The organism is Streptomyces sp. MBT53, from assembly GCF_016654115.1.
Taxonomy (GTDB): domain Bacteria; phylum Actinomycetota; class Actinomycetes; order Streptomycetales; family Streptomycetaceae; genus Streptomyces.
The window spans coordinates 1-15,996 of sequence record NZ_JAEQAZ010000189.1 but is presented as its reverse complement, the minus strand read 5'-3'; the positions used below and the strand labels follow the sequence as shown (position 1 = coordinate 15,996).

Annotated in this window: 20 protein-coding genes and 1 pseudogene; 10 read left to right on the top strand and 11 right to left on the bottom strand. The window is 69.9% G+C overall.

Translation table 11 applies throughout. From position 1 onward, the window contains the following. Positions 1-258: 258 nt before the first annotated feature. Genes JHN45_RS41820 through JHN45_RS41800 form a run of 5 tightly spaced genes read right to left on the bottom strand, consistent with a single transcriptional unit; the run spans position 259 to position 3,407 of the window. Entirely contained in the window at positions 259-876 is a 618-nt protein-coding gene (locus JHN45_RS41820; protein ID WP_201054592.1) for a hypothetical protein, read from the bottom strand. A 5-nt stretch (positions 877-881) separates the two neighbouring features. Continuing rightward, positions 882-1,388 (bottom strand): hypothetical protein, encoded by a 507-nt coding sequence (locus tag JHN45_RS41815; protein ID WP_201054591.1) that lies wholly within the window; start codon positions 1,386-1,388, stop codon positions 882-884. Positions 1,389-1,390: 2 nt separating this feature from the next. Next, positions 1,391-2,764, bottom strand: coding sequence for a hypothetical protein (locus tag JHN45_RS41810; protein WP_201054590.1), 1,374 nt, complete (start codon positions 2,762-2,764; stop codon positions 1,391-1,393). Next, complete coding sequence (locus JHN45_RS41805) at positions 2,761-3,039, bottom strand: hypothetical protein (RefSeq protein WP_201054589.1); 279 nt, start codon at positions 3,037-3,039, stop codon at positions 2,761-2,763. The genes JHN45_RS41810 and JHN45_RS41805 overlap by 4 nt, the downstream gene beginning before the upstream one ends. Then, on the bottom strand, positions 3,036-3,407 hold the full coding sequence (locus JHN45_RS41800) for a hypothetical protein (RefSeq protein WP_201054588.1): 372 nt from the start codon (positions 3,405-3,407) through the stop codon (positions 3,036-3,038). Before JHN45_RS41800 ends, JHN45_RS41805 begins: the two co-directional genes overlap by 4 nt. A 255-nt stretch (positions 3,408-3,662) precedes the next feature. On the opposite strand from JHN45_RS41800, the gene JHN45_RS41795 reads away from it, so the two are divergent. Further along, positions 3,663-4,442 carry a GntR family transcriptional regulator gene (locus JHN45_RS41795; RefSeq protein WP_201054587.1) on the top strand — a complete coding sequence of 260 codons (780 nt, stop codon included), beginning with the start codon at positions 3,663-3,665 and terminating at the stop codon, positions 4,440-4,442. 31 nt (positions 4,443-4,473) lie between these two features. Next, entirely contained in the window at positions 4,474-5,034 is a 561-nt protein-coding gene (locus tag JHN45_RS41790) for a UTRA domain-containing protein (protein WP_201054586.1), read from the top strand. Between the two features lie 123 nt (positions 5,035-5,157). Here the strand turns inward: JHN45_RS41790 and JHN45_RS41785 are convergent, their stop codons facing one another. The 4 genes from JHN45_RS41785 to JHN45_RS41770 form a co-directional block, all read right to left on the bottom strand. Further along, positions 5,158-5,541 (bottom strand): hypothetical protein, encoded by a 384-nt coding sequence (locus tag JHN45_RS41785; protein ID WP_201054585.1) that lies wholly within the window; start codon positions 5,539-5,541, stop codon positions 5,158-5,160. 18 nt (positions 5,542-5,559) lie between these two features. Continuing rightward, a complete protein-coding gene (locus JHN45_RS41780) occupies positions 5,560-5,835 on the bottom strand; it encodes a hypothetical protein (protein ID WP_201054584.1) in 276 nt (91 codons plus the stop codon). Beyond that, on the bottom strand, positions 5,832-6,146 hold the full coding sequence (locus tag JHN45_RS41775; protein ID WP_201054583.1) for a hypothetical protein: 315 nt from the start codon (positions 6,144-6,146) through the stop codon (positions 5,832-5,834). The genes JHN45_RS41780 and JHN45_RS41775 overlap by 4 nt, the downstream gene beginning before the upstream one ends. Before the next feature lie 104 nt (positions 6,147-6,250). Further along, on the bottom strand, positions 6,251-6,565 hold the full coding sequence (locus JHN45_RS41770; protein WP_201054582.1) for a hypothetical protein: 315 nt from the start codon (positions 6,563-6,565) through the stop codon (positions 6,251-6,253). Positions 6,566-6,715: 150 nt separating this feature from the next. Between JHN45_RS41770 and JHN45_RS41765 the strand changes: the two genes are divergently transcribed. The 6 genes from JHN45_RS41765 (at position 6,716) to JHN45_RS41740 (ending at position 12,020) form a co-directional block, all read left to right on the top strand. Continuing rightward, entirely contained in the window at positions 6,716-7,024 is a 309-nt protein-coding gene (locus JHN45_RS41765) for a helix-turn-helix transcriptional regulator (protein WP_201054581.1), read from the top strand. A 198-nt stretch (positions 7,025-7,222) separates the two neighbouring features. Next, positions 7,223-8,173 (top strand): hypothetical protein, encoded by a 951-nt coding sequence (locus JHN45_RS41760; protein ID WP_236584693.1) that lies wholly within the window; start codon positions 7,223-7,225, stop codon positions 8,171-8,173. Between the two features lie 13 nt (positions 8,174-8,186). Further along, positions 8,187-8,732: a helix-turn-helix transcriptional regulator gene (locus tag JHN45_RS41755; RefSeq protein ID WP_201054579.1), complete on the top strand. Its 546-nt coding sequence runs from the start codon at positions 8,187-8,189 to the stop codon at positions 8,730-8,732. 11 nt (positions 8,733-8,743) lie between these two features. Further along, positions 8,744-10,450, top strand: coding sequence for a transcriptional regulator (locus tag JHN45_RS41750; protein WP_201054578.1), 1,707 nt, complete (start codon positions 8,744-8,746; stop codon positions 10,448-10,450). After that, positions 10,450-11,649, top strand: coding sequence for a hypothetical protein (locus JHN45_RS41745; RefSeq protein ID WP_201054577.1), 1,200 nt, complete (start codon positions 10,450-10,452; stop codon positions 11,647-11,649). The genes JHN45_RS41750 and JHN45_RS41745 overlap by 1 nt, the downstream gene beginning before the upstream one ends. A 92-nt stretch (positions 11,650-11,741) precedes the next feature. Then, complete coding sequence (locus JHN45_RS41740; RefSeq protein ID WP_201054593.1) at positions 11,742-12,020, top strand: hypothetical protein; 279 nt, start codon at positions 11,742-11,744, stop codon at positions 12,018-12,020. Between the two features lie 226 nt (positions 12,021-12,246). On the opposite strand, the gene JHN45_RS41735 is transcribed toward JHN45_RS41740, so the two are convergent. After that, positions 12,247-12,654, bottom strand: a complete 408-nt coding sequence (locus tag JHN45_RS41735) for a hypothetical protein (RefSeq protein ID WP_201054576.1) — start codon at positions 12,652-12,654, stop codon at positions 12,247-12,249. Positions 12,655-12,882: 228 nt separating this feature from the next. Here JHN45_RS41735 and JHN45_RS41730 point away from each other — a divergent pair, with 228 nt between their 5' ends. Then, complete coding sequence (locus tag JHN45_RS41730) at positions 12,883-14,760, top strand: DUF6884 domain-containing protein (RefSeq protein WP_201054575.1); 1,878 nt, start codon at positions 12,883-12,885, stop codon at positions 14,758-14,760. A gap of 56 nt (positions 14,761-14,816) precedes the next feature. Beyond that, positions 14,817-15,233, top strand: coding sequence for a hypothetical protein (locus JHN45_RS41725; RefSeq protein WP_201054574.1), 417 nt, complete (start codon positions 14,817-14,819; stop codon positions 15,231-15,233). A 201-nt stretch (positions 15,234-15,434) separates the two neighbouring features. On the opposite strand, the pseudogene JHN45_RS41720 reads toward JHN45_RS41725, so the two are convergent. Further along, a pseudogene (locus JHN45_RS41720) lies at positions 15,435-15,996 on the bottom strand (hypothetical protein); the annotation flags it as partial.

The following is a 15,996-nucleotide window of genomic DNA, read 5'->3' as shown; positions in this document are numbered from 1 at the left end:
CGTCGTCGGCGTCGTCGGCAGCCGGGTGGGCGGGAGCAATCGGGGTGAGGGCGGAGGCGAGGAAGCCCCGCGGCTCGTCCGCCGGCGGGGCCGGGGCGGGCTCCGGGCTGACGCCCGGGGCTCCGGTGGTCTCATCCATGAAACGTCACTCTCAGTCGTACCTACTTACTACTTCCCGGCCAGGAGGCCCCGCGCGGGCCCGCGGGGGCGCGCGAGGGGGCCTCTGACCTGGGAAGTAGTAAGTAAGTAAGTCGGTCGCTATGCCTTCTTGGCCTTCTTGGCGCCGATCACGGCGAGGGCCGCGCCGCCGCCGACGATCCACAGCAGGCCGTTGTTTCCGGAGTCGCCGCCCCCGTCGTGGGTGTTCAGGTCGCTGGAGCTGGCGGCGTTGGCCATGTCCGTACCGGTCTTGGTGTCGGACCAGTCGTCGCCGTCGCCGAGCTTCTGGCACTCGTCCACGACCTGAGTGCGGCTCCAGGGGCCGCCGCTCTTGCCGATCTGCGCCGAGCCGTCCTTGACGCAGTTGTTCAGTGCGGTCTGCCGGGCCGCGCTGGCTTCGGTGGCGGCCTTGCGGTCGTCGGCGTTGGCCTTGTTGATCTCCTTCATGCGCTCCAGCTCCAGGCGCTCACGCTGAAGGGTGATCTCCTGGGCGCGTGCGTCGGCCTGGTCGGAGTCGGCGGAGTAGGCGGTGTAACCGATGAGGGTGGCGCCGAGGATGGCCGCGCCGGCGAGTCCCATGACGACCTTTCCGCGCGGGGTGAGGCCGGTCTTCCCGGCCGGGGCGCCGCCGTAGGGGGTGGGGTCGATGATCTCGACGGGCTCACTGCGGAACTGGGCGGTGAGCCGGTCGAAGGTCTCGCGATCGTCGGGGGACATCGGGGTTACTCCTTGTTGCTCAGGGCGGCGGCTGCCGACCGGGTGATGAGGTGCTCGACCTCGGCGAAGGTGCGTCCGGTGAGGTCGTTCCAGGCGAAGAACTGCATCGAGACGCCATCGGCGGCGAGGGTCTGTTGCATGTACGTGACGGCGCGGGCCCGCCCGGCGGGGGTGACGTAGCCGTGGTGTTCGAGGACGGTCTGACCGCCTCGGATGCACAGGCGCCCCGACGGGCTGATGTCGAAGGACTGTCCCCATCCCCACGCCTGCAACAGGTGCTTGAGCTGGACCAGGTGGGCGGAGGGGATGAGGGGCTGGGCCACGGAGTCGTAGACCAACCCCCAGTTGGACAGGGCAGTACGGACAGGACGGGGCAGGAGGGTGCGGCCACGCCCCGGAGGCGGGGGGACAGCCAGCACCCGACGGCGCCCCCCGATGACGACCGGCACCATGTGCGGCCCGGCGGCCGAAGCCCCTACCCGGCCGCCGTGGTTCGTGGTGGTGGTGGCCATCGTCAGATCCCCGCCCCTTCGAGGCGCTTCGGTTCACCGAAGGCGTGACCGTTCACCCTGTGGAACTTCCGCAGGGTCATCCCGCGGGCCGAGCCGAGCCGGTCGATCAGCTCCGCGCCCTGCTCGGCCCGGATACCGACGGCCTTGGCGAGAGTGCGCGGGCTGACCGTGCCCTCGGGTCCGATCAACCGGCCGTCACGCTCGGCCCGCTCCTCCAGCTTCGGCAGGGCCTCGACGGCAACGTCGATGAGCGCGTTCCACTCCTCTTCGGTCCGCTCGATCTGCGCTCCGCCGGCAGATGCACGACGAGCCTGCTTCCCAGACGGGACGGGGAATTTCGCGCCCTTCAACGGCCTTCCCAGGACGTCTACGAGGGTCACGGTGGAGGGGGCGGCGGTAACACCCGGGATGATGAGTACGGGGCCGTCGGTGTCGTCCTCGGCGGTGTTCTTGTAGGGGGCGGCGGCAAGTTCGGCGAGCGCGGTAGCGACCTCGGCGCGCTTGTCGGCGGCGCGGCCGATGATTCGCTTCGTCAGGCCGAGTCCGGCTTGGTGCTTCAGCTCCCACCACGCTTCGCGGGCCTCGCGAGGGGTCATGTCCAGCCCGTGAATGGTCTTGAGGCGCCAGGAGCAGAATGCGGCGATCGGGTGGGCGATGCGGAATGCCCAGTCGGCGCGGCGCTCGTCCAGCGAGCGGCGCTTGCGCTTGGTGGCGCCGGTCTCCTTCTGAAGGGAGACGTACGACTCGACGGCCGCAACGGACAGCAGGGCGGCGAGGGCGAGTGCCCATCCGGCGACGGGGCCGAAGAGTTCGGTTCCGTGCTGGTGGTTGATGTAGGCGGCGACAGAAGCGAGGGCGAACGCGCCGACGCGGTAGCGGCCGGCGGCTCCGCCCTTCACCGCAGCGTCCAAGCCGTGGATGACGAAGACCCACGCGGCGGTCTCGACCACGAGAGCGAGGGACACGCCGATCCAGCCGAGCACCTGCCCGGGAGTAGAGGCGTTATGGAGGCCGGAGAAGTAGTCGATCTGAAGCGGCATGCTCGCGCCGACGGAGACGGCGAACGCCAGAGCGGTGATGATCAGCGCACGGCGCTTGGTCATCATCCGACCGGCGCGCTCGGCGCGTTCGGTGCGAGCCCGGGACCGGCGACGCTTGGACGCGCCCTTGCCGTGCTCCTTCAGGGCCTGACGCTCCAACTTGCCGCGCAGGGCGGCTGTCTTGCGCTCCTCACGGCCGACGATGGCACCGGACTTGGCGGCCTCGGCGGCGGCAGCGGCCTCACGGTTGACAGTGATCTGATCGAAGGCCGCTCGTGCCGCGCGAGTGCGGGGAACGGTCGCGTTCTCGGGGGTGGTGGATTCGGGCCCGTTCACGCGCGGGCTCCCTTCGGCTGGGGCGCCCAGTCGCAGACGTACGCGAGTGCGCGGTAGAGCAGGTATCCGATGCCGCCCAGAGCGGCGAAGAACGTGATGGTGACGGCCACCAGGACGACGACCGCGGCGCCGGTCGCCAGGACCAGGAGCGCGAGCAGGACAGCCGGAACGGTCATCCACTTGTTCGCGTCCTCGATCGCCTCGGCGACGTTGACGGCGATGGTGCGGGCCTCGGTCCAGATGTGACCGAGCGTGAGGGAAAAGGCGCGGGTCACGCGGCCCACCCCCCGATGAACGCCTCGTCGGTCTCGTCGGCCTCGAACCCGTCGGCGTCGTCGGCCTGCGTCAGCTCGTCCGCGAGGACGAGGAGGCGGCCGTACGAGCGGGGGGTGTCGATGAATCCGGCGTCGAGCATGTCGGCCAGGGCGGCGACGCGGGTCATGTCGTCGGCGAACGCGGCGAACAGGGCCTCGGTGCGGGCCTTACCGGTCAGGTTCTCGGGGATCTCGTACTCGTAGCCGAGGACGAGGTCGACGTCGAGGCCGATCACGGCCGACAGGTCGAGACGGGCCTCGGTGTCGAGACCACGGGCCGCCGTGGCGATTCGCCGGACGACGTCGGTTTCGGGCAAGGTGGTGGTCACGCGGAATCAACTCCTCTGCGGTTTGAGGAGTCCGCCGAGCGGCCCCGGTGTGCGTGGACTAGACGCCCCGGGGCCGTGCCTTTTCAGGCACGGCGGACCATGCAAGCTCGGGCCCTAGGGCCTTCACTCGGTGCCGGTTGATCGGCACGACATGAGTGAATCATTGAATGGAATCCATTGCAATGGTCTTGGATTCCATTCATGCTGAGTCGGAAGCCGAACCCGACCAGATGGGTTGCAGATAGGGTGGGATGTATGACAGACGGAGAGCCGCGCCGAGCGACGTTTCGCACAGTCGCCGACGAGGTGCGCGCATGCATCAACAGGGGGACCTATCCCCCTGGCTCCAAGCTCCCCACCGAGGAGGAGCTCGCCGACCAGATCGGCACCAATCGGGGGACTGCCGCACAGGCTTTGCGTCTGCTCTCCTCCGAGGGACTGATCACCAAGGGCCGCCGGGGCAGCTTCGTGCACCGGATCGTCCAGAAGATCGTTCGTGATTCGACATCGCGCTACGTCCGGGCACGGCGGGAGGAGGGGCAGGCACGGGGCGCGTTCGAGGCCGAGATCCGCGGCCTCGGCATGACTCCGTCGTCGGTCACCGCCACGCACCATGTGCAGCCGCCGGCATGGGTGGCGGACGTTCTCGGAGTCGACGCGAACACCGCGTCGGCCCTAGCTCGGGTGCGGCGGATGCTCGCCGACGACGTCCCGGTACAGCTCGCGACGTCGTACCTCCCGCTAGAGATCGCCGGGGGGACAAGGCTCGAAGAGATCGACACCGGGCCGGGCGGGTCGAAGTCTCGGCTTGCCGAGCTCGGTCACGCACAGGCCCACATCACGGAAGACATCGAGGTACGCAGGCCGACGCCCGAGGAGGTCGAGGCCCTCGACATGGCGGAGGATCAGCGCGTTTTCGAGATCGCCCACATCGGGCGCACCGAGGACGGCCGCGCGGTCGAGGTCACGATTCACGTACTGCCCTCGCACCTGTGGCGCCTGTCGTACTCCTGGCCTCTCGGCCCCACTCACTGATCACACGCACACGGAAGGGACTCCACCGAACATGGCACAGAACACGATCAGCTCGAACGGCAGCATCACCCGCGATGCCCGGAGCCGGTACCGCACCGATCTGCGCGAGGCCAACGGCGCACACGGCGCATTCGAGAGCGAGACTCGCCGCGGCGGGGGAACGCCGCGGGCCGAGGTGACCGTGAGCCGTGCGGAGGCCCCGGCCGACGTCGCCGAGCTCCTCGGCGCTGAGGGGCCGGTCGTCGTCCGTGCCCGCCGCATGTTCGACGGTGAGCGCCTGGTCCAGCTCGCCGACACGTGGATTCCGGTCGACGTCGCCACGGCGGCCGGTATCGAGCAGGTCGACACGGGAGCGGGCGGGATCATCTCCCGTATGCGCGAGGCGGGGTTCGACCAGGGCGCCGAGGCCGTCGAGGATGTCGACCAGCGGCCCGCGACGGCGGACCAGGCCGAGGCCCTCGGCGTCGAGGAGGGCGAGCTCCTCCTCACCGTGACGCACGTCGGCCGGACTGCCGAGGGCCGGGTCGTCGAGGTCACCCGGCATACCCTCGGCCGCGGCTGGACGCTGCGGTACGCCGCGCCGCTCGGCTGACGAACCGCAGAATGCAGAGCGCCCGACCCGGAAGGGGTCGGGCGCTCGTTCTTTCTCTCACTGCGGTGCCGGCGCTAGTCCGCATCCGCCGTCTACGTCGGCGCGGGCCCAGCGTTGCCGCGTTCAGTCGTCGTCGGGGGCGCTGCCGACCCACGCGACGGGCTGTCCTTCCGACGTGATCCCCCAGTGCAGTTCGGCCGACTCATGCCCTGCGGTCAATACGCAGATGCGCCCCCACCGGCCATGTTTGCCGTGACAGGTCCGGGTGAGAACGTCGATGTTGCCCTCGCGTACCGCGCGGTCGTACTGATCTTTGAGGGGTTGGAAACGCGGACGCAGCTCCAGCCCGAGGCGGGTCTCCTCCTGCCGGATCTCCTCCCCCAGGCGCCGGACTTCCGGGTCGGACATGACGGCCGTGATGGCGGTCTCAACCTCCCACCATGCGCGCCATCGGGCGTGGCGCTGGACGGCCGCCGCGACGCGGGCCTCGGTCGAGTTCTCCCCCACGGGCTTGTTCTCCTCGGATCAGGGGCCGGACACGAGGGCCACGATCAGCACCTCGCGCCGGGTCTCGTCGACTCGGTACAGGACGCTGGTCCAGGCGAGGCGGCCCGCGACGGTGAGTAGAGCGGTGTAGAGGCCGCCGACGCGGTCCGGGTACAACTCGCCTCGGCTGTAGGGCTCTTGGGCGAGTTCCTTCTCGAACGCGAGGACGGCGGCCCGCTCTTCGGTGGTGGCCGTGGCGAGCCCGGCGCGGCCGGTCTCGCTGTAGACGACGGACCACATCGCGCCTTGGGTCACCGGCCCGCCCCCTGGGCGCCGCCGAGGATCTCCTCGGAGGTGTAGCGCGGGGCGGTGGGGTCGGCGCTGGCGGCGACGGCGGCGAGGATCGCCGGGTTCGTACGCATGACAAGGCGGTGCCGCCACGAGCGGATGAGGGTCTCGTACTCCTCGGTGCTGTTGAGTTCGAGCTCGCCGAGCTGCTGCTCGAACTCCTCGCGGTCCGCGGTCGAGGCAGCGGACAGGGCGGCTCGTAGCTGTGTGAGCGTGCGCGGTCCGCTGTGTTCGTCTGTGCGGTACGGGTCGGGCCTCTCGGCCGGGGCTGCGGTCACGTCCGGGGGCTCCTCTCGGGTACGGAGTGGTCGGCTCTAGTGAGGGCGAGACGACGGCGGTCTTCGAGTTGAGTCCCCGTCGGCACGTCCGCGCCGGCTGTTCGTTAGGCCGCCCTCGCGGCCTTCCTGCCCCTGGGCGCCGCCGCCTTCGCGGCCTCGCGCTCCTCGGCGGCCTGGTCGAGCCAACCGGGGTGTTCCTTCTCGATGATGTCGCGGAGGTACTGAGGGGCGATGCCAGCCTCTCGGGCTACGCCGCTGAGGTGGCCGTACTTGGTGGACGCCATGGCGTCCTTGACCGCCCGCGCGAGGAGGGCGGCCTTTGCCTTCCTCGCCGCCTCCTCGACCGTCTCGGACGCCTCCCTCAGCTCCGCGAGCGTCTTCTCGGTGCCGGCGCCGGTGTCGGTGTCTTTGTTAGTCATGCCCCGAGGATGACACGAACGTAGGTGCACTGCAAGCGAGACTTGCAGTTGTGCTGCAACCGTGCAAGAGTGTGCGGTGATCGGCGCGGAACCGAGCGGACCGGTCTAGCAGTCGTTATGAGTCCAGCTCACAAACGGTGAGGTCAGAGCATGGGGAAGTTGGGGAACGCGGCCAGCACGAGCGAGGCCACGCTCAGGATCACCGTCGCCGCCCTGATGAAGGCGTGCGGCGAGAATCAGACCAAGCTCGCCAAGGGATTGCGCATCACTCAGGGGCAGGTCAGCCGGAAGCAGAACGGCAAAGCGGTGTGGTCGATGGGGGACATCGACAAGTTGTCGGCGCACTACGGTGTCCCGGTCCCCGACCTGCTTTGCGGCCCGTCGCACGCCGTGAGCAAGCTTTCGCCTCGCCGGTTGGCGGACATGATCGGCGGTTCGCAGGAGGTCATCACGGTTTAGCCGGTGATCACAGGCTGTGCACCTATCCACCCGCGAATTACCCATTGAATTGCAAAAGCCCCGCCGGGGATCTACCGGGAGTTACCAGCTCCCGCCCCGTCGAGGCTCTCGCGCCGACCCTGCTCTAGGTCTAGTGCGGAGTGTACCCAGCCCCCCGGGGGCCCCACACCGCAGTGGCCAGAAAGGCCGAATGTAATCGTGGCACCACACCGGGCTATCAGCCCTGATGAATGCGACCTCTGCATCAGAGTTTTCGGTGCTCTCGGAGATCACCAATTGGCCGACCCTGAGACGTGGCTCACAACGGTAGAGCTCGGGAAGCTGGTCGGCCTGAAAAAGCGGGCGACTCAGTACCACCTTGCCCACCTGTACGAGCACGGCCGTATCGACGAGGACCAGCGCACTCCCCTGACGGGCGGGATCGGTCAGCCGCTGTTGCCGGGCGCGCATGAGTGGGCCCGGAACGTCATCGCCCCCGACCCCACGTGCGCAAAGTGCCTGATCGCTCTTGCCGGTATCGGGTGGGAAGGGCAGGTCAGCCAAGAGGAGTTGGCCAAGCTCGCGGGGGTCAGCCTGCGCACGATCGAGCGTCACCGGCCGCACCTGGTGGCCGCGGACCTCGTCACCTTCCGCCCGGTGACCATGCGGGCCTCGGGGACGTCCGGGTACGTCACCGGCCGCCGCCCCGACCGGTTCACCCTGATGTCCGGGCTCACCGCCGCGCGACTGGAAGGCGCGGCGTGGGACGAGGCGCCGGCACGGGCCGAGGCCGTGATCAACCGCGTCCGGTGGTTCGTCGGCACGACTTCCGAGGAGCGGGACAACGGCATCAAGTCGGTGACGTGGTGCCTGCGTAACGGGTGGCCGGAGGAGGCCCTCCTCCGCGCGCTGGACTCGTCCGAGAACCGGCAGGCGTACCGGCCGGGCGGGTATCTGTCCAAGCTGCTGCGGAAGTTGCCGGTTTCGTACGTCGTCCCGGCGCAGCAGTCGCACCGCGGGGAGTTCCCGGAGCGGCGGCTCGACTGCCCGGTCTGCGACACCCCGTTCAAGACCAGGTTGCCCGGCAACGTGCTGTGCGGCGGCGCCATCTGCCTTACGCCGGAAAAGGCCGTGATCCCGCCCGGCTCGACCGTTTACAAGATCGCCTGAGAGGAGCCGGACCATGGGCAAGATTGTTGATGCACTGCGGGCCCGGATTCAGACTCGGGATCTGCCGAAGACCCCGAAGGGCCTGTTCAACGCTCTGATGAGGCGGGAAAAGGGCAACACGCAACGGGTGGCCGATCGCCTCGGCATCTCTCGGCGACAGGTCCAGCGGATCGCCAAGGGTGATCGAGACATCCGCAAGAGCAAGACGGAGACGCTCGACGCCCTCCGCCGCGAGGTGTCGAAGGATCACCAGCCGCGCGTCACCGCGAAGGGGATCAAGGAGGCCAAGCGCCGCGGCCTGACGATCGAGACCCGCGCGAGCTTCGGTTTCCACGCCGCGGCGGGGTCGACGGACGACGCGCGGATGAGGCGTCTCACCGAGGACGTCCCCGAGGAGCTCCTCGACGACCTGTTCGAGGCCCTGCGCAACGGAGACGAGGAGAAGGCGCAGGAGATCGCGGGCGAGGCCCTCGCCATGGAGTACTTCCGCGACGGCGGCACACGGGCGGACGGGCTCGACGTCACGTTCGGCGATATCGACTACATCGACTTTCACTGAGCGAGGACGCCATGACTGAGGTTTCGTACACCGCGCCCCTGGCCGTCCTCGAAGCGGTCGGCAACGAACTGCGCGCCCACCTTCCCAACGGACAGACCGCCGACGTGCCGGCGGACGTCACCGACCTTGCCACGGCCGCCGAGTGGGCCCTCGCGTACGGCCTGGGCGCCCCGGGTCTGTCCAAGTACGCCGAGCCCTCCGGCCCGCTCCTGGTGCTGGACGAGTCCGCGGCCGAGGCCCTCGGCCTGCCGCTCCAGCTCAACGACCGCCGGAACCTTCGGGTGACCGACGACCACCCCGCGGTGAAGGCCGTGGACGCGGCGGGGTGGACCCTGAGCCGCGCCGGACTGGGGGCCTGGTCTTTCCTGTTCAAAGATCGCGCCGAGGTGCGCGTCGCCGTCATCCCGTGGGGGGCCTTCTCTGATCATCTGCGATGGGGCGGGCTCGCCGAGGTGGCCACCAACCCGGGCGCGCTCGCGTACGCCCTCGGCGTGTATGCCGAGCGGGTCATCAGCCCGACCGGCTCCACCGCTGGTTGCGGTATCGCCCTGATGACCGCGCTTCGGCCCCCGACGCGCGTGCAGTTCGACCGCGGCACCGGGAAGATGCGGCGGGTGCCGGTCGAGGGCTCCCTCTCCAGGCCGGTCGACCCGGCCCCGCCGGAGGCCCCGGACGAGCATCCCCTCGCCGCTGAGCGGACGAGGGACCAGCGCACCCCGGAACACGTGATCTTCGAGGAGGCCCTCACCTGGTACCGCAAGCCGACCGAGACCGAGGCCGCCTTGCCGTACGTCGTGGGGCTCGACATCAACACCGCGTTTCTTGCCGCGTCGAGCCGTCTCCTCGTCGGCCTCGGCGAGGCCGTCTACACCGACGGTCCGCGCTTCGACAAGAAGGTCCCGGGAACGTGGCTGGTTGACCTGTCCGGCGCTGTGCTGCGGACGAAGAACCCGGTCACGAAGGAGTGGGTCGAGCTACCGGCGGGGATGCCGTCGCCGTTCACGCCGAACGGGCAGGCGCCGACCGGCCCGGCCTGGTACACGACGCAGACCCTCGCGTACGCGGTCGAGCTCGGGGTCGAGGTGCGGCCCCTCGCGGCGTGGCTGCGGCAGGAGCCGGGCGGCTACTTCGATCTCTGGTACGGCCGTCTTCGTGACGCTTACATGGCCACGCTCGCCGACCTGGGCGTCACCGAGGACATGGACGAGGAGTCGTTCCTCCGGGCCATGGCGACGCTCAAGGAACGTGACCCAGAGGCCGTCGCCGTCCTCGCTGCGATCAAGCAGACGGCCAAGGGCGGCGTTGGCAAGATGCGCGAGAAGCCGCAGGGCAAGCGCTCCGGCCGGCATGCCCCGTGGGCGGCGCTGAAGCGGCCGACGTGGCGGCCGGACATGCGGGCGGCGGTGATCGCTGCGGCTCGTGTCGGCGGGCACCGGAAGATGGTGAAGACGTGGGTCACCACGGGGGCCGTGCCGCTCGCGGTGCTGTCTGACTGCGTCGTCTACGCCTCGGCCCACCCGACGGCCCGCGCAGTGGTCCCGCGTAAGCCGGACGGCTCCCCGATGCCGGGCGGGTTCCGGCTCGGCCCGAATCCCGGCTACTGCAAGGAGGAGGGCGTACAGACCATGGCGTGGTACCTCGAAACAGGGGGCGCCGGGGACAATCCCGCGCGGTTCATCAAGGGCGGCGACGCTGACGCCGTTCGGGAGGGCGAGTGATGACCCAACCCGCCACCACCCGGTGGGTAGCACCGGACCCCCGGGAGCTGCCGGAGTGGCGCGCGGAGCTCGCGGAGTTCACCACGTCGGAACCGTCCATCGTCAGCATGCGCGGGGCGATCCTCGCGGGTCACTGCTCGATCGTGCCGACGATGGAGAACGCTCCGCTCGACGCGGGCACACTCGCTTCCGTCGTACTCAACAACGCGGAGCGTGCGCGGCTGGAACAGGCAGAGCTCTACTACGCCACGGCGGACATGACCGCCTTGGCGCTGGCCGCTGCCGCCACTCCGCCCCGGGAGCGGGTAAGCGTCGACCGCCTGCCGTCCGAATCCGGCTTCATCGTTTTCGAGGAGCCGATCGGCGGCTACGTCGAGGATGTTGGGGCCGCCCTAGCGGGCACGTTGACCGCCAGGGCGGGGGTGGACGCGAAGATCACAAAACCGATCGTGGCGGCGTCGTGGACTGCATGGACCCCGAACGACGTTCAGGTGACCGAGGGCCAGGTGACCTGGGGTCACACCACCAGCGCCGGGTACGCCCCCATCCCGTCCGGCAGTAGGGGCATTTGGGTGACCTACTACGCCCCCCGCGGGCTTTTGTCTGGCCTGCCTGCCGAGACCGTAATCGGCACGATGCGAGACGGCTCGGTCATGACGGCCGGGATGATCGAGGCCGGGCAGCAGGACACCCCCGGGGGGCCGCTGAGCTGGGACCATGAGGTGTTGTTGAGTGAGGGCGCCGAGTTCGCTCCGGCCCGGCCCGACACCACCGACGTATGGAGCCACACCCTTTACACGGCGTGGCAGCTCATGACCACCGCCGGGGGCACCCGGTGGGCGGAGGTCGAGGAGATTCCCCGCGAGCGCGCCGGCAGGAAGCGCGACGCCCGGCAGGGCATCACCGGCTCGTCGACCGTCCGCATCGTCAACGTCCACACGGCCCACCGGCCGCCCCGGGAGGCGGCGGCCGAGGACGCCGCGGTCAGCACGGGCCGCCGCGAGCCGTCGTGGTCCTGCCGGTGGCCGGTGCGCCCGTACCGCCGCTCAACCTGCCTCAACCCCGGCGGCCACGCGGCCGGGGACTGCCAGCACGAGGACCGCATCGTTCCTGGGCACATCAAGGGGCCGCCGGGCGCACCGCTTCGCGCCGGCAGCACCGTGCACCTGTGGGACCGGCAGCCGGAAGCCGGCATGTAGCGCTGGCCCGACACCGCCCCTGTCCATCTCTTCCGTAGACCAACGGAGCCCGAGAGTGCCGGGACCCGTTCAACTCCCCAGGAGGACAGCACATGACCGGGACCACAGCCCAGACCGCAGCGGCGGAGCCGTTCGACCCGCAGAACTCGCCCCTGATCACCAGCGCCGCCGAGTACGAAAAGCTGCGCCGCACCGTGACCACGATCGAGATCCCGGAAGGCTTCGACCGATGGCACCCCAACGAGATCACGGAATGGCTCTCACAGATCGAGGACGACGAAACGGTCTCTGAACCTGACTTCTACCGTGCTCGGCAGGCCGTCTACTACGCCTTGGGGATCGATCCGTTCCCTTCAGAGGGCAAGCACTGAGAAACAGACAGATCCACCCGCGAAGGAGCCCCGGCAGATGCCGGGGCTCCTTCGCGTTCTCCACCGTGCGCCACGCGGGACGCGCGGGCCTGGTCGCGCTGCGTTTCCGGGCCCCGGTGGTTCAAAGCTTTCTGTGGAGCGTCTCGCCGGACGGCGCGGGTGTCCATCCCTCACACGAGCGACTGTGGCTGAGTACCCGAGTTGGCGAGCCGAGCGGCCTCGCCTTTCATTCCCCCGCAGACGGAGGCCGGTCCTTCCACACCTCTCGGTGGACCTCCCTCAGCTTCAGGACAGAGACATACCCGAGGGCCATACCAAGGTCTGCCTGTGCCCGTTCAACGGGAGGCAGGAGGCCCGATTTACGCTGTCCAATGGCCTCGTAGAGCAGGTGTACGGCGGCGTTGGACGCGTAGAAAGCCGCTTCCACGCGTGCCCCGCCCGGTGGGTCTGCTGAGTTCGCCGAAGGGAGTCCAGGCACTCGTTCGTCATGGTCGGTCGGTCCTCGCTCGATGAGCAGACCGAGCGCCGACCGTGCTTCCCGGAGTTTACCGATGGCGTGCTCGTACAAGGCCATCGCGTGCTCGTCGTCCGGAGGGAACCCCTGGTCGGCTGAGCCGTCGTGATCGTAAGCCATCGCATCTCCCCTGGTCGGCTGTCTTCCATGGTGGTTTGCCCGAGGCGGTGTTGCTGCTGAACGGCGGAACTTCCTCCGTGTGGGGCCCCGTTGTGCTCAGCTCGCCAACTCGGATGCCCAGTCACAGCAACCCAAAGTTTCAGCACAACTCACAGTTGCACTTGCAGTTCACTTACGGCCGTGGAAGGGTGGGCGGGCAGTACCCCACCAAGACGGAGAAGAGCGCCGATGCCCACGGAGTACCTCACCCGGACCCGAATCACCGTCGACCGTGACGGCCGCGCCGAGGCCGCCCTCAAATTCCCCGCCGCGGCCGGGAAGGGCAAGGCCCGCGCCGCCGCCGTCTGGCGTCTGGCCGTCATCTACAAGGTGAGCGCCCACCACCCGCGGAGGGTCCGGCACTACAACCCCGCGAGCCCGGACGCTCCCCTCCCCACGGCTGACGAGCTGCGCCTCGAACTGTCCGGCGCCCCCGAGCGGATCGCCCGCCTGATGTCTGCCGCCCCGCGCTACCTCGCCCGCGTCGAGGCCCTCGCCACCAAGGCCGCCCGGCTCTACGGCCGTTGGGCCCGCAGCGCGGCCGGGGAGGAGGCCCTCGAATACACCGATGCCAGCGGGCGCCGCGCGTACGCCACGCGGTTCCGCGCCGACGCGTTCGAGGCGGCGGCCGACTGCTACGGCATCAGCACCCTCCCCCGCTACGTCGCCCAAGACGCCCCGATGTGGGGCCAGGCCGCCCGCGTCGCGTGGGATCTCGTGAAGGCCGAGGGCGCGGTAAAGCTCGCCGAGCTGTACGACGTGGCCGAGGCCGAGGAGATCCTCGCCGCTGCGGACCGCATGCCGAACCCGTATGCGGAGGCTCACGACCGCGAGTCCGCCGAGCTCGTCGCCGCCGAACTGCGCCGCAGCGTCCGCCTGTTCGCCGCTCTCGATGGCGAGGAGCTCGCGGCCGTCGAGGAGCCGGTCGAGGAGGCCGCGGCCGAGGACGTCGTCGAGGACCAGGAGGAGGAGCTCCTCCTCGTCCCGCTCACTCGGGTACAGCGCCGTTGGTTGCACACCGCCGCCGCGCACCCGGCCGGGCACTTCCCGAACGGCTGCAACCTGCGCACCCTCGCGGCTCTTGAGGCGGCCGGTTACGTCGAGTGGGCGCCGCCGTACGACCACGGCCGCCGCCTGCGGATCGCCGACTCGTACAAGCCGAACCCGGGCGAGGTCCGACTCACCGCGGCGGGCCGCCGCCGGGCGGCGTGCGAGGAGCGCGAGCGCGTCGTGATCGTGGCGTGCGGGGGTCGTAAGGCGGTGTACGCCGACGGCATCCACAAGGGGAAGCCGGTGATCGGTGCGCGGGCCGGTGAGCTTTACGTGGGGAACTACCACCGCGCGATGCGGCAGGCGGCCGACGTCCTCACTCGCGGCGGCCGGGGCGGGCGCGTGCTGATCCTTTCGGCTAAGTGGGGGCTCGTCGAGCTTGACCGGCACATCCTGAATTACGACCTGAAGGCGGGCGCCCCGGGCACGGTCGACGGCGAAACGCTCCGTCGGCAGGCGCACGAGCTCGGGATCTCCGGGGCTGCCGTGACGGTCCTCGGCGGCCGGGCGTACGCGAAGCTCGCCGGGGAAGTCTGGGACGACTTCGCCGCACTCCTCGCAGGCACGCGCGGGATCGGTGAACAGCTCGCGCGTCTCGCCGACATCTACGACCCGGCCCGCCGTACGGTCGAGGAGCTCGTCGAGGACCAGGCGGCCGAGGAGCTCGCGGCCGTCGAGGAGCCGGTCGAGGTGGCCGCGGACGAGGACGTCGTCGAGGACCAGGCGGCGGCCGGGGCCCTCGTCGGGCCGGGCCTCGCGGTGCCGGCGGCGGTGCGGGCGGCCGAGCTCGGCGCCGTCCGGTCCGGGCGTCGGGAGTGTGGCGGTCAGCTGTCGCGGGGGTTGTCGCGTGGCCCCCTGTCGTGTGCTGTGACCTGCGGAGACTCCCCCCCTCCCCCGATGCTGGGGCGGACGCGACAGTACCCCGCGGCGCCGTGTTACCCGTACCGGTGGACTGCCGCGCGGCGCGGCTCCCGGCTCCCGGTGATCGGGCGCCGCGAGCGCATGCGCCGCCCTTGACCTCCGTCGCCCTCGCCGCCCTCGCCATGCTGGCCGCCGCGGGGTAGACAGGAGAAGTGACGGACAGCGAGCCGGACGCCGTCGGCGAGGACGAGCCTCAGCCCGAACTGTGTGACCAGTGCGGAGCCATGATCGACGACGGCTCCGAGCTGTATGCCGTCGTGCGGGACTCCTCCGTCATTCACGCCCACGACCCGAAACTCGACGGCGGCCGGATGATCGTCGCTTGCTCTCCCGAGCATCTACGCGACCTGCAAAAGCAGTACCGGAAACGGCCATTCATCGACGCTGAGCTATGGGCCGGGAAGATCTATCGCGCCATGGACGCGCACCCCGATGGCCTCAGCCGTGAGGAACTGGAGGAGGAAACGGGGCTCACTCCGGCCCAGATCGAACTTGGGGTGTTGTGGCAGAACCTCGGCGCCTTGCGCTGGCACCAGCAGTTCGGCCAGGGCGACGACGAGGCTCCGTGATCACGGGCGGGACCGTCTCGCGTCCTACCTATCGGCGCCGGCATCGTCCGGGTACGACATGCGCGCGGTGTGCCGCGCGGCGCAGGGGGTCACCGACCCGCCGCTCGTCGCACTGTGCCGCGGCGCCTACGGGCGATAGCGTCGGGATGAGACACGGCCGGGCCCCCGCGCTGGATGCGGGGGCCCGGCCGTGTCGTGGTGTCAGTCGTGGACGAGTTCGGCGTCGACCACTTCGGCCGGGACCTTGATCTTCGTACTCAGCCATCGACCGGCGGTACGGATGGTTTTCGCGTCCGTCTCTGCGGCTGCGAAGTCGAGGGGCGGCGTGCTGCCCATGTCGAGCTTACCCAGGAGCGTGACGAGTCGGTCGGCCGCCGCGGCAGCGTCCTTGAGGGTCTTGTTCACTGCCTCGCGCCGCTCCCTCTCGGACGGTGGGAGGGTGCCCCTGCCTTGCTGGCCCCCGTTCTCGTCATCAGCCTTACGGGCCGCCGCCGAGTCCTTGACGACTTCACGCACGAGTGCGGCCGTCAGCTTGCGTCCGTTCTGCTGCGCCTTCTGCTGCGCCGCGGCGAGCTTGCCGAGGGCTGCCTCTTCGCCCTCCTCTCGCCACGTGGGGACGAGTTCGAGCGCCACCGACTTGGACAGCTCAGCCTTGACGAGAGCAGGGACGGGCGCCGATTCGGGGGCCTCGCCCGCCCGTTCCTCGGCGCCATCGGTCTCGGTGCCGGCGGGGGCCGATTCGAGGGCGGGGCGGGGTGCCGGG